The organism is Convivina intestini (genome assembly GCF_003096575.1).
GTDB lineage: Bacteria > Bacillota > Bacilli > Lactobacillales > Lactobacillaceae > Convivina > Convivina intestini.
Genome location: NZ_QEKT01000005.1, coordinates 16,066 through 29,649, shown reverse-complemented (window position 1 = coordinate 29,649; position 13,584 = coordinate 16,066). Strand labels below are relative to the sequence as shown.

Sequence of the window (13,584 nt, the reverse complement as noted above, 5' to 3'; positions counted from 1 at the left end):
ATGGTAAAATATTGTAGTTATACGGGGTGATTGACATCATTTCAATAGAGGATAAATTATGCAGCTCGAATTTTTAGGGACCGGATCAGGTCAACCTTCCAAGGGTCGAAACGTCACCAGTACTGCGCTTAAACTGTTAGATGAGCGGAATGCTGTGTGGCTTTTTGACGTTGGAGAGGCAACACAACATCAGATTTTAAAAACTAGTATTCGTCCGCGTAAGATTGAAAAAGTATTTATTTCTCACTTACACGGGGATCATATTTTTGGTCTACCAGGATTTTTGAGCTCTCGTTCTTTCCAAGGGGCGGACAAAGATGAACCTTTGACAATTTATGGGCCTAAAGGCTTACGGTCTTTTGTTCAAACAGCGCTGCGAGTTTCTGATAGTCATCTATCCTATCCCATTCATTATGTCGAAATTCAACCCGGTATTATTTTTGAAGATCAAACTTTTCGAGTAATTGCTGCACCAATGCGACACCGAATTGAATCCTGGGCCTTTCGAGTTGAGGAAAAAGATCATGCTGGTGAACTTTTGGTTGATAAGCTCAAACAAGATAATATTCCAGCTGGACCAGTCTATGGTCTCTTAAAGGCTGGTCAAACCGTTCAATTAGCTGATGGCCGTACAGTGAATGGGCAGGATTACATTGGCCCTCGACAACAGGGGCGCATTATTGCAATTGTTTATGATACCCGGCCTAATCCTGAAATTGTTAACCTCGCTAAGGGTGCCGATGTGTTGGTTCATGAAAGTACTTATGGTCAAACACCTGAAGACTTTAAGCTAGCTAAGGCCCACGGCCATTCTACCAGTGCTGATGCCGCTCGAGTAGCCAAGGAAGCGGGCGTAGGACGGTTGATCTTGACCCATATTTCGGCGCGTTATTTAGGTCCGCTGTTAAAAAATCTTATTACCGATGTCCGTCAAATTTTCCCCAATACCTATGTTGCACGGGATTTTGACATAGTAGATATTCCCTTTAAAAAGGAGCTCAATGAGTCAAAGTAATTGGCAAATTTTACCACAGCCTGATTCCAAACAGGTTCAAGCATTAGTTGATCAATTAAATATTGCTGCTTTTACGGCTGGTATCTTGGTCCAGCGTGGGATTGATACTCCGGAACAGGCTTTGGCCTTTTTGCGGCCTAATGTCAATCAGCTGCACAGTCCTTTTGAATTCCACGATATGGATGTAGCCGTTGAACGGATTCAAGCGGCTGCTTTTGGTGGCGAAAAAATTGTCGTCTATGGCGATTATGATTTAGATGGCATGACTAGTACGACGATTATGGTTGAAGCGCTTGAAATACTGGGCGCGGATGTGATGGCCTATATTCCTAATCGTTTTCAAGATGGTTATGGACCCAATCTCGACCGTTATCAGGAACTAATTGCCAAGGACACCCAGTTAATTATTACAGTTGATAATGGCGTTTCAGGAAATGCTGCCATTGAGTACGCCCAAAACCAGGGAGTCGATGTGGTTATCACTGACCATCACGCGCTACCAGCGAGTCTTCCGCCAGCTTATGCCATTGTTCATCCGCGCCATCCGCAAGGCGCCTATCCTTTTGCTGATTTATCAGGAGCTGGCGTTGCTTTTAAGGTTGCTCAAGCGCTCCTAAATGAGGATCAGCCGGTTATTAGCTGGGAAGATTTGCCCGTCGATTTTCTTGATCTCGTGGCCCTAGGAGAAATTGCCGATATGGTCTCACTAGCAGGGGAGAATCGGGCCTTAGTTTCACAGGGGCTCAAACAGTTAAGTATGAGTCCTCGCCCCGGAATCCAGGCCCTGTTAAAAGCTGCCAAACATGCCAGTCAAGAACCAGTTACAGCCGAAACGGTTGCTTTTAAAATTGCGCCACGGTTAAATGCAGTCGGTCGGATTGCCGATGCCCAACTGGGTGTTGATTTGCTACGCAGTGATGATCTTGAACAAGCTAAAAAATTAGCTACCCAAGTCGAGGCTCTTAATGATCAACGGCGTGAAATCGTGGAAGAGGTCTTTGCGGCCAGTAAACAAATTGCTCTTCAAGCTGATTTTAAAAATCAGGGGGTCCTCATCGTTGCTGGTCAAGGTTGGCATCAAGGAATTTTAGGAATTGTGGCCAGTCGATTAGTCGATTTACTAGAAAAACCAGTAGTGGTTTTGAGTGAAGTTGATGGTATCTATAAGGGTTCGGGCCGCTCATTTGGTGATTTTGACCTGCATCAATTTATGAGCCAGTATCAAGACCTATACCTAAACTTTGGTGGGCATGCCGGGGCCTTGGGCTTGTCAGTTGATCCGGCTCGATTAGCGGACTTACAAAAACAAGTCGCCCAGGGAAGTCGTGATTTAAAGTTGGTTAAAGCACCGGTGGCAGTCACTGCGGTGTTGAAGACGACCGCTTTAACGACTGATTTGTATCAACAATTATCAATTTTAGAACCTTTTGGGGTTGATAATCCCCAGCCGGTTTTTGAATTTGATCAACCCCGAGTGTTGGCTAAAACGACCATGGGTGCCACGCAACAGCACCTAAAGTTAAAGTTACCGGGTTTGCAACAGCCTATTGAAGCAGTCGGTTTTAACCATCCGGATTGGGTCCAGGCCCTAGAAAAACAGCCCTTAGATAGTTTTATCGCTAGCCTGGGTATTAATTATTTCCGTGGACAGGAAAATTTACAGCTCTTATTGAGCGATTTAACTGTTCAAGTTCCGGAAGCAACTGCGCAAACTGGGAATCATAAAGTCCTCTTTGCTCGAGTTTACAAATTTATCGTGCAGCATCAGGATTTGAATTTTGCACAAAATATAAGCAATGTTGCTGGGCAATTAAATTTAACTGTTGTGCAGGTTAAGTTGGTGCTTCAAGTCTTTATAGAATTAGATTTTGTTACTATTCAAACTGGATATGTAATCGTCAACCATACGGCCGATAAAAAATCACTTAGTGCATCACCAAGTTATCGTAAGTATTTACAAAATAACTAAGAATAGAAGGAAAGTTAACTTTCTTTAGAGGATATATAAATGAAAAAAATTGATTTGCATGATTATGTTGCAACCGTAAAAGATTATCCTGAACTAGGCATCTCCTTTCGCGACATTTCGCCTTTGATGGGCAGTGGACCAGCTTACCGGGAAGCAATTAATCAAATCCAAGAATTTGCCAAGGATTTGAATGTTGATTTAATTGCTGGTCCAGAATCACGTGGCTTTATTGTGGGTTCACCCTTGGCCTATGCTTTAGGAGTAGGATTTGTGCCGGCTCGTAAAAGTGGTAAGTTACCTCGAGCCGCAGTTAGTGCTTCTTATACGTTAGAATACGGCGGTATTAACGAACTAGAAATTCATCAAGATGCTATCAAACCGGGACAACGGATTTTGATTGTTGATGATTTATTAGCAACGGGGGGCACAATTAATGCGACCCGAGAAATTATTGAAAAATTAGGCGGTGTTGTGGCTGGGGTAGCCTTTATCATTGAATTAGAGGACCTGCACGGTCGTGAAAAAATTATGGAAGCCGGGGAAGTGCCTTTCTTAGCATTGATGGAGTATTAATGCCCCAGCCTTTTTTAATTCAAGCTAGCAAACGGGAGATGGCCAAATGCTGTATTTTTTGTATTTTTTAGTTTTATTAAACACTATTTTGGCTTTAGTAACGGTTTTTCGTGAACCACGAGATATTGCTGCTACCTGGGCTTGGATGCTAGTTTTGATTTTTCTACCAGTGATTGGTTTCCTATTGTATTCCTTTGCCGGTCGAAAGCTACCTAAAAAACGATTATTTCGCTATCAAGCGCAAGATTTTAATGAAATTCGTAAGTTAATTGGCCAACGTTTACAACAGTTGGCTATTCGGCCGAATGAACAACCCATTAAAAATAGTCGCGATAATAGTTTGATTACTTTATTTAACACATTGAATCAGACCTATTTAGCACCAGATAATCATGTCCGGATTTTTACGAATGGTCCGCAGCTATTTGAACAACTAATTAAGGACTTAAAAGCAGCTAAAGCAACGATTAATATTGAATTTTACACTTTTTACAGTGATAAATTAGGTCATCAAATTCGTGACATTTTAGTTGAAAAGGCCCGTCAAGGGGTTAAGGTGCATGTGGTTTATGATAGTTTAGGCTCTTTTGGGACCAGCGAATTATTTTTTAGGCCACTACGGTTAGCGGGTGGTTATGCCCGACCATTTTTGCATACGCATTCAATTCTGTTTGATTTTCGTTTGAACTTTCGTGATCACCGTAAAATTGTGGTGATTGATGGTCAGCTGGGATATATTGGTGGCTTTAATATTGGTGATCAGTATATGAATCGGAGTCGTAAGTTTGGTTATTGGCGTGATACCCATTTACGGATTAGTGGTCCAGCGGTTTACCAGTTACAGGGACAATTTATTTTAGATTGGAATGCCACGGATATTAAGAATCCAATCAAGGCAACTTTAGCCGAGTACTTCCCATTGGTGGCAACGGATGGCAATAGTAATTTACAAATTGTTACCTCTGGCCCGGATTCAGATGAACAGCAAATTAAAATGGGCTATATTCGTTTAATTCAGTTAGCTCAGCGGACTTGTTGGATTCAAACGCCTTATTTAATTCCTGATGATAGTACCTACGATGCTTTGCGGATTGCGGCTAGTTCGGGGATTGATGTCCGAATTATGGTGCCCTGCATGCCGGATCATCCCTTTGTTTACCGGGCGACGCAGTATTATGCCCATCAGTTAGCGCTTGCTGGAGTTAAAGTCTATTATTACCGTAAGGGCTTTATCCATGCTAAAACGGTGGTAATCGATAATAAGATGGCTTCGGTTGGATCAGCTAATTTTGATTTTCGCAGTTTCAAATTAAACTTTGAAATTAATTCTTTTATTTATGACAAGGCCCTTGCCCATAAATTAGGGCAAATTTTTGAAGAAGATTTGAAGGATGCCACCTTAGAAAGCCCAGCTGATTTTGCGAAACAGTCCTGGTGGCTGAATTTTAAACAGCATTTTAGTCGATTATTAGCACCAATTTTATAAAATAAAAAAATGTCCATTAATTTGGACATTTTTTATTGGACTAGATACACTGCTTCTTGAATATTGTCTAGGCTGCGATAGTTTTGATTGAGGTGTTTATTTTTTTCTAATTGGGCCGTTTGCCAAAAGTCAGCCGAATTCGTGGCCCCGTTGGCTTCCCCAATTACAATTAAATCGCCTTGAAAATTTTCTTGTCGCAGATAGTTTAACAACTGATAATCTTGATTATCAGTATCAGGAGCCCAACTCATGATGATTACTGTTGCTGGTATTGTTTGAACGGCTGTAAGGGCATCTAAAGTTTGAACCGAGCACCAAGGATGGGGGCTTTGATTGTCTTGTCCCTGCCATTTGAGGGTATCAGTTGTTTGGATAATTTGACTCGCTTGTTGAAGACATGCTGAAATCAGTGCATTCCCAGCCATTATTTCTAGGGTTGGTCGCCCATGAATAAAGGCGCTTAAATCACGAATAAAAGCCTGGTTGGGTAAGGACCAAATACCAAAGTTAACAATTAAGTACTGACGTAATTGACTAAATAAGTCATCAAGGGGCATTAACCGTGGGTCTGCTAAAATGGCGTTAATACTAAACGTTAGCACTGGTAAGGGCTGAGCCGGCAATTGTTGTTGCTTTATTTTTTTTAAACAATCTAGGACCGCTTGAATTTTATCTTGGACTAGTGGTCGATCTGCAAAAATTTGATATTGTTGTCGGAGTTGCTGTTGAAATTCATCCACGATTGGATTCCTCAAAAAAGTTATTGTAGTAGGAGTTAAGGGGGACAAAGGGGCGTTGCAGGGCTAAATTAATCTTATTGGTTTTTAAACTCCACAAATCAAGGAGGGCAGCAATGGCAATGTGAATTGGCAAGTCATCGTTACTTTCCAAGACGGTTAGTTGGTTATACAGGCCATCGGGTCGAAGTTCTGGTTTGACACTGAGCAGACGTTTGGTAAGGTGATAGGTGACGTAGTGATTGGTTAAAAAGTTACCAGAAATCATCCAGTTTAACTGGTGGACAAAGATTAAATCACCAAAATAGCCTAGGTGAAAATTTAACGAAGCTACCGTTTCAGTTGGACTACTAATTTCAAAGCGCGGAATTAAACCGTAGGAGAGTTGTCTTAGGCGAACTAAAACCTCACCAGACATGCTTTGCACGGTTAACTGGTCATCTTTTTTACCTAAACGCCCGGCTACTAAGTAGACGGCTTGGAAATTTTGATCAAAAACAATGTTAATGCCATCGTCTTGGCTACGATGATGACGAAGATAGTATTTTTCCATAAGACCAATCCCCTTTTCCTTATTTTAACATGAAAGGATCAACGCACCATGCTATCACACACTAGCTGGGCTCCAGGTATCAATGCTGAGTTAAGTCCGACTTATTTGACCGAGATTGCCGATTTTATCAATCAAGTATACCAATCCAATCAAGCAATTTATCCACCGCGGGAAAAGTTGTTTGCCGCTTTGGAACAAACGCCTTTATCAAATACTAAAGTCGTGATTATGGGTCAAGATCCCTATCACGAGCCTGGTCAGGCCCAAGGGTTAAGTTTTTCAGTACCAGACGCTGTACCAGCGCCGCCATCCTTGCAAAATATTTTAAAGGAATTGGCCACTGATATTGGCCCCCGTTCTAGCCACGATTTATCATCTTGGGCCCAACAGGGCGTTTTGTTATTAAATTCAGTCCTCACTGTCCCCAAGGGACAGGCCAATGCCCATCGGGGCCAGATTTGGGAAGGACTAACCGACGCCTTAATTAAGATTGCTTCAGATGATACTCAACCAAAAGTATTTATTTTATGGGGACGCTTTGCCCAATCTAAACGTAAGCTCATTGATGAAAAGAAACACCTAGTCTTAACTAGTGTGCATCCGAGCCCGTTATCAGCCTATCGAGGATTTTTTGGGAGTCAGCCTTTTTCTAAAGCAAATACCTTTTTAATTGAAAAGGGGCGGGAACCAATTAATTGGTTACATTAAGTTTACTTTGTGAAACTAGTTGCTAGGTTTGCTATAATAGCAGTAGTAAAATATTGATTTGATAGGAGTGTCATATGGATTTGTTTGAACAGTTTAAAGAAAAGATTCAAAAGCAACCGCAAACTTTGGTTTTTCCGGAAGGAGAAGATGAGCGAGTTTTAGGAGCCACCGTTCGTTTGGCCCAAGACCAGCTTGTTAAACCAATTTTATTGGGCGATCAAAGCAAAATTGAAGCCGTGGCTCAAGCTCATAATTGGTCAATCGATCAATTAACCATTATTGATCCAAAGCAGTATCCCAGTGCTGATTTAAGTGCTATGGAAGCGGCAATCGTTGCCCGTCGTAATGGAAAAACGGATGCTGATACAGCGGCTAAGTGGGTTAAGGATGTTAATTACTTTGGTACTATGTTGGTTCAGATGGGTAAAGCTGATGGAATGGTATCAGGAGCTACTCATCCAACTGGTGATACCGTACGTCCGGCCTTGCAATTAATCAAGATTGCCCCAGGTTCAACTCATATTTCGGGTGCCTTTATTATGCAAAAAGGTGATCAACGTTACGTCTTTGCCGATGCTGCCATTAATATTGACGTTAATGCGGCTACCATGGCCCAGATTGCTATTCAATCAGCTCATACTGCCAAGGTTTTTGATTTAGAACCTAAAGTAGCAATGCTATCATTTTCTACTAAAGGATCAGCTAAATCAGCTGAAGTGGATAAAGTCGTGGAAGCAACTCGTTTGGCCAAAGAAATGGCACCAGAGTTAGCCGACCAAATTGATGGCGAATTGCAGTTTGATGCAGCCTTTGTCCCTAAGGTTGGCCAGGCCAAGGCCCCTGGATCTAAGGTAGCCGGTCAAGCCAATGTCTTTATCTTCCCAAGTCTAGAAGCAGGGAACATTGGTTATAAAATTGCCCAACGTTTGGGTGGCTTTGAAGCCATTGGCCCAATTTTACAAGGATTGGCCAAACCTGTTTCAGATTTGTCACGTGGTGCAAATGAGGAAGATGTTTATAAAGTTGCCATTATCACTGCTGCACAGGCATTGGTACAATGAGAACCAGTTTGGTTCTTTTTTTTTATTTTTTTGCTTCCAGGGTCCATATTTCGCGATTAAACCTAGTTAAAACCCTACCAACTGTGGCATAATGAATAGTGGTTTTACTATTAGACTCATATTAGAAAACAATCTGTATCCGGAGGGAACAAAATGAATATTTTCATCAATAAAGGGATGGGTCACGGTAATAGTGGTGTCGAACATGCGCAATTTTACCGGGCCGCTCGTTTTCGTCAAAAGAATATTCCATTTAAACTAGTCTTTACCGATTTGTTGCCAGAATTGCATCAACACATGCAAGAATGGCACTTAGCCGAAGACGAAGTGATTGGCATGTATGATTACTTGTTGAGTGATGATCCTGATCAGTATCTAAAGACTGGTCTAATTGAGAAATTTTCTTTCCAAGAAGATTCTTTGTGGGATTTAACGAATACACAACGGCGTCAAGTTCGGCAAACAACTGGTAAATATCAAGAAACAATCATTCGGGATAAGCGTTATTCTGATGAAAAAAAGATCTATATCGTTGATGATAGCCGTATTTTCTTAGAAAATGGAGATCATAAGATTTCTTGGCATTTCCGTGAGGTACCTTCTCGAGGAAAAGTACCAACTAATATTCATTTAAATAATTTCCGTGGTAATGATTATCTTTTCGAAACTTTTGAAGAATTGGTTACTTTCTTTTTAGGGGAACTAGAAAATTCCTTTGATAAGAATATTTACTTTATTGATCGTGGTAATGAAAACGAAGAAGCCTTGGTTCGAGCAAAAAAGAAGGGTGCTGATTTCAAGATTGTTGATATCGTGCATGCTGCTCATCTGGTCGAATTCCAAAACGGTCATCCACTATTTAACAACTTCTATCAGTACATGTTTGACCACTTTGATACCATGGATGCGGTTATTACGGCTACTAAGTTGCAACGGGACGCCATGAAGGATGATTTGAAAAATCAAGTCGTGGCGGTTGATTTGGAAAAAATTCATGCTATACCAGTTGGGGGAGCCGATATTAACGAGCCTGCTCATCATTGGGATGGTAAGGAAGCCCGTTTTGTGACGGCTTCTCGTTTGCACCCTGAAAAGCACATTAGTCAAATTGTTAAGGCCATTGCTGCTTTGCGTCAGGATGGTTTGAACGCGACACTGGCCATTTACGGTTCTGGGGCTGATGAAAAGCCGTTAAACGATTTAATTACTGAATTAAATCTAGGGGACTATGTGGCCGTTAAGGGACTTAGTCAAAACGTGGTTAAAGACTTACAAGCTTATGACGCCTTTGTATCAGCTTCTTATTCTGAAGGATTTGGTCTGACTTACATTGAAGCTATTTCTGACGCCTTACCAATTGCGACTTATGCTAATTTGTACGGGGCCCAAGAATTGGTTCAAGACGGGGTTAACGGAAAATTGGCTGAATTTAGCCGCCAAGACAGTGACGAAGATCAAAACGTGGTTAACTTAACTGCTGCTATGCGCGCTATTTTTGATGACTATGATCAATTATCACAGGGGGCCCACGAAGTTGCCCATGTTTATCAATCTGATCGGATTGCTGATCAGTGGCAGAAATTAGTAGAGGAGCTATCATGAAAGTTGAATTAATAAATTCCCTTGATTTCCTTAATTTCCCGGGAATTGGTTGGCAAATTGAACAAGTTAAAACTGGTAAAAGTGATGAATTGTGGATTGCTACGCCCCATGAAGATGCTGCTAACTTGGTTAAGGGGCTCGGTCTAGATCCTAAGCGGGTCTATGATATGTATTCTCGGGCTTATTTGTCTGATGCCGATGAAACGCAAGGTATTTGGTTTACTGATTTGCCAGTTCCTAATGAAGCCCAAGCCATTATTAACGACGACTGGACGAAGAGTATTATCAGTCAGGGTCATGAACTGGCTAAGGTGCGTTGGTTTGCGAATTCGCAACGTCTGGTTCAAGCGGTTAGCTGGCAAGATGCCGACGGTCAAATTGATTACAAAGATATTTACCAACGTGATGGTAGTATTTTTGCTAAACAATATTTCAGTGAAGGGCAGTTGTTAGAGTCTGACTTTTATGTTGGCGCCAAAGAGCCACAAGCTTGTGACTTTTATTTTGAAGGGCAACGTAACTTTGTTTATGCCGATGGTCAAAAGTACGCAAATGCCGAAGACTATGTTGCTGCAGTTGGTAATAGTTTTCCTGAAAATGAGTATCGGATTACCCAAGTTGGTCGTGAAATTGATTTTGCACCGGCGAATACCGTGTTAACCTTGCCAGAATCAGTTGTGGATGATCAAGGTAACATTTTGGGTAACTTGATGAACGTTTTGAATAACCCGGATCATAAGATCAAAAAAGTTCAAGTTAAGCCCCGTGACTTTGCGGTATTACGTAAGGCTCGTTTGAAGCTTAATAAAGTATCGTTGTTAAAGTAATTATCAGTTTTTTAATTGGAGGAAGTGGCAATGCCCATACATATGATGCCAGATTGGCAGCGGTATCTAAATCAGGTTCCACAGATGGATGCTATGGTGCACCAGGCCAAGTTATTTACTCTCAATAAGGAAGCCGTTGAGCTAGTTGTTTGTGACTACTTACCAAAGTTTCGAGCACTTTTATCGCAAAACGGGTTAGAAGGTTTGTCCTACTGGTCAGCCTATGACTGCTTGCAAAATGTTAACATTAAACAACAGCAACCATTAGGTGTTCATGACTTTACCTGGCCGCCGGATGCACAGTTTATTCGGATGTATGATCGGGTATTGATTATGGTCAAGCGTCAGCACTATGCGACAATTTGGCCTGCTTATCCATCCGGTGATTTGTTTGACCGGATTGATTTGATGGAAAATGATAAACTAAAACAACAATTGACGCTGGATGATCGTGGCTTTGTCTCGCGCGTGGTTAACTTTGAAAATGATGTTGTGGTGCGAGTAGACTACTTAACACCTAGTGGGGATATTGCGGTTCAAGAAAATTACCAAACTGGCCTAGTAACGACCCAGCAAAGTTGGACTGGTCAAAAGACCTTTCCTAATATGAACGCTTTGATTCGAGAGGTCAGTGTTCGCTATCTTAAAACCCTACCACCAGAAGAGATTTTGTTAGTGGCTCAAACTGGTCGAAATGTTGAAATTTTGGATCAACTACCAGCTGGCTACCAAATCATTACGACTTATAATGGTGATTACGCTGAAAGTACGGTTCAAGTTCCTACTAATGGCCAGCAAATTATTGCCAGTCAACCAGGCGAAGTGCCTGCTTTACAGGCTAATTCTTTGGTTCAAGTACCCTTAGAAGTCATTCCACCGTTTGCAGCGCAATTAGTTTTGGGACGGGCGGCACCACATAATAACTTACCAATCTTTTGGGCAGTTAATCAGGTTGATGAACAGTTACGCCATCAGATTATGCGGACCTTAATTCAGTTAGTTCAGGAGCATCGTGAGTTAAATATTGTTTGCGAGTCATCACAGGCAGTCGATGATTTACGAGCAATTGTGGCTGAAGCGGCGCAACAAATGGCTAGTCAACCAGGAAGTACAACCGCGGATGTACAGGCCTTTCAAGACCAATTCATCTTTATTCCACCGCAATCTGAAGGGCAACTATTGGACTGGTTCCATGCCACTTATTTGCTGTTAGATTTTGGCAATCGGCCCAATACTTATTTACAGACTTTGGCAATTTCCAAGGGTATTCCGCAGTTAAATCGGGTAGCTACGCCCTATTTGGTCAATGGACAAAATGGTCAAATTTTGCAAGAGCCAAGTCAAATTATTGCTGTAGTTAACCAGTATTTGGAAGATTGGAATTACTGGATGAACATTCAAACCGCAGCGATTCGCCTGTCCTATGAATTTGATCAACAGGAATTATGGGAAAAGTGGCAAGAAGTGCTTAAACGTGCGCGTTTAGGTAATAAATACGGAGAAAAATAACGGCATGGCTGATATATCGGTATTACAAATTGGACAAGCAGATTGGACAAGTCAAGCTGCAACGGATGGCCTAAAATGGGTTCATACCACAGTAGCTGATTTGCCTACTTTTTTGGCTCAACAAGATGAACCCTTTAAATTAGAACAAGACTACGTTTTGTTGACCGATTTGACACTGGATAGCAGTTTGCTAGTAAGAAAAATTGAAGAATGGCCGGCTTATCGTTTCATTTATTTGGCTGAATTGAGCCAGATTAGCGTTGAATTGCAACAGGCTTTGTCAATGCGCGGTGCCTTTCACTTCAACGAACAACAACCCCAAACAGTGGCCCAACGTATTTTAGCGGATTTGTATTTGGGACAAATTGCCTTTCCAACCCGTTTTAGTGAAGAGCAATTTATTCCAACCATTAATTATGATTGGCAATTCCGCCGTTCCGGTCGTTTTTCCAGTGCCTTTACCGGTGATTTTGGCGATGATTGGCAACAAATTGGGACTTTAAAAACTTTTGCGGGGGATTTGAACCCTAACCAAGATAATTTGATTTATCTCGATTATGATGCAACTGGGACAGCTCAAGTTAGTTTAGAGTGTGTCTTTTTCCATGGTGGTCGTCTGCAACAACTACAGTTTTTGCGGGGTGATGGCTTAGTTAATATGACGCCTTTGAAGGCCCCAGCTCGTTACCAAGATTATCAAATTATTGTTTTGGCCAAGGGGAAGGGGACTGTGGATTTACATGCGGTACATCAACGCCGTTCCCGGCACGGTTTGGGGATGTTTATTCCCGGTGGACAGCGTCAGTTGACCGAAGACAATCAAGAAGTCTTGTCCTACTTTAATCCTGGTACCAAAAAAGGACCAATGATTGTCCTCTTTGCCGGTACCCGTTTGCACGTGGAAGGTTTTGAAATGATGGGGCCTTTGGACAAATTAGGTTATCCTTATTTGTTATTCACTGATGCTCGTAGTCAGGGGGGAGCCTTTGACGTTGGTAATGCCGCCTATGAAGCCTTGGTTGTAAAGATTATTCGTAAGGCCCAACAATTTTTGGGCTTAACCAGCGATCAGGTCATCATGTCTGGGTACTCCATGGGAAGCTATCCGGCTATTTATTACACGCCAGATATTAAGCCGGGGGCCCTCTTACTAGCTAAGCCAATCTTGAATTTGGGTACTTTTACATCCAGTGCTGAATTCCCACATAGTGGCGTTAACCATGACTGGACTTTGGACGTGCGCCGGCAATTGACTGGCCGAGTTGATCCAGAAGACACGGTCGCCTTAAATCAAAAACTGTGGCATAAACTTGATCAACTCAGCGCCACTGACTGGCCACAAGTATCAATGTTTAGTATGGATAGCGATGAATATGATGGGGTTTCTTTGCCACAGTTGTTAGACTATCTAAAAGAACGGCGTGTCCGTTTGAATCATCACGGAGAGCCTGGTTATCACGAACAGAAGATTCCAGAGATGATTCGTTTCATGATTGATGAATACGAGCGGATTATTGCCGAAATGATTGCAAAGGGGCGTTAAG

12 protein-coding genes are annotated in these 13,584 nt (G+C 41.9%); 10 read left to right on the top strand and 2 right to left on the bottom strand.

Features of this window, described 5'->3' with window-relative positions:
* Positions 1-58: 58 nt before the first annotated feature.
* Genes rnz through cls form a run of 4 tightly spaced genes read left to right on the top strand, consistent with a single transcriptional unit; the run spans position 59 to position 5,043 of the window.
* Positions 59-1,015, top strand: coding sequence for a ribonuclease Z (gene rnz, locus C7384_RS04935; RefSeq protein WP_089938796.1), 957 nt, complete (start codon positions 59-61; stop codon positions 1,013-1,015).
* Positions 1,002-2,984 (top strand): single-stranded-DNA-specific exonuclease RecJ, encoded by a 1,983-nt coding sequence (recJ, locus tag C7384_RS04930; RefSeq protein WP_089938798.1) that lies wholly within the window; start codon positions 1,002-1,004, stop codon positions 2,982-2,984. The genes rnz and recJ overlap by 14 nt, the downstream gene beginning before the upstream one ends.
* Positions 2,985-3,023: 39 nt before the next feature.
* Positions 3,024-3,557 carry an adenine phosphoribosyltransferase gene (locus C7384_RS04925; RefSeq protein ID WP_089938800.1) on the top strand — a complete coding sequence of 178 codons (534 nt, stop codon included), beginning with the start codon at positions 3,024-3,026 and terminating at the stop codon, positions 3,555-3,557.
* 46 nt (positions 3,558-3,603) lie between these two features.
* Entirely contained in the window at positions 3,604-5,043 is a 1,440-nt protein-coding gene (gene cls / locus C7384_RS04920; protein ID WP_089938802.1) for a cardiolipin synthase, read from the top strand.
* Between the two features lie 32 nt (positions 5,044-5,075).
* Here cls and C7384_RS04915 read toward each other — a convergent pair whose 3' ends face one another.
* Both C7384_RS04915 and C7384_RS04910 read right to left on the bottom strand, forming a co-directional pair.
* Complete coding sequence (locus C7384_RS04915; protein WP_243400717.1) at positions 5,076-5,783, bottom strand: SAM-dependent methyltransferase; 708 nt, start codon at positions 5,781-5,783, stop codon at positions 5,076-5,078.
* The gene (locus C7384_RS04910) at positions 5,776-6,333 is read right to left on the bottom strand and encodes an LURP-one-related/scramblase family protein (protein WP_089938804.1); all 558 of its coding nucleotides are present in this window, start codon (positions 6,331-6,333) and stop codon (positions 5,776-5,778) included. Before C7384_RS04910 ends, C7384_RS04915 begins: the two co-directional genes overlap by 8 nt.
* Positions 6,334-6,381: 48 nt before the next feature.
* On the opposite strand from C7384_RS04910, the gene C7384_RS04905 reads away from it, so the two are divergent.
* From C7384_RS04905 to asp2, 6 genes are all read left to right on the top strand, one after another.
* The gene (locus tag C7384_RS04905) at positions 6,382-7,041 is read left to right on the top strand and encodes a uracil-DNA glycosylase (RefSeq protein ID WP_089938806.1); all 660 of its coding nucleotides are present in this window, start codon (positions 6,382-6,384) and stop codon (positions 7,039-7,041) included.
* 74 nt (positions 7,042-7,115) lie between these two features.
* Positions 7,116-8,102 (top strand): phosphate acetyltransferase, encoded by a 987-nt coding sequence (pta, locus tag C7384_RS04900; RefSeq protein ID WP_089938808.1) that lies wholly within the window; start codon positions 7,116-7,118, stop codon positions 8,100-8,102.
* A gap of 153 nt (positions 8,103-8,255) precedes the next feature.
* Complete coding sequence (locus C7384_RS04895; RefSeq protein ID WP_089938810.1) at positions 8,256-9,704, top strand: glycosyltransferase; 1,449 nt, start codon at positions 8,256-8,258, stop codon at positions 9,702-9,704.
* Positions 9,701-10,531 (top strand): glycosyltransferase, encoded by an 831-nt coding sequence (locus C7384_RS04890; RefSeq protein ID WP_089938811.1) that lies wholly within the window; start codon positions 9,701-9,703, stop codon positions 10,529-10,531. Before C7384_RS04895 ends, C7384_RS04890 begins: the two co-directional genes overlap by 4 nt.
* 30 nt (positions 10,532-10,561) lie before the next feature.
* On the top strand, positions 10,562-12,040 hold the full coding sequence (asp1, locus tag C7384_RS04885) for an accessory Sec system protein Asp1 (RefSeq protein WP_089938813.1): 1,479 nt from the start codon (positions 10,562-10,564) through the stop codon (positions 12,038-12,040).
* Between the two features lie 4 nt (positions 12,041-12,044).
* Positions 12,045-13,583 carry an accessory Sec system protein Asp2 gene (gene asp2, locus C7384_RS04880; protein WP_089938815.1) on the top strand — a complete coding sequence of 513 codons (1,539 nt, stop codon included), beginning with the start codon at positions 12,045-12,047 and terminating at the stop codon, positions 13,581-13,583.
* The last annotated feature ends 1 nt before the right edge of the window (position 13,584 follow it).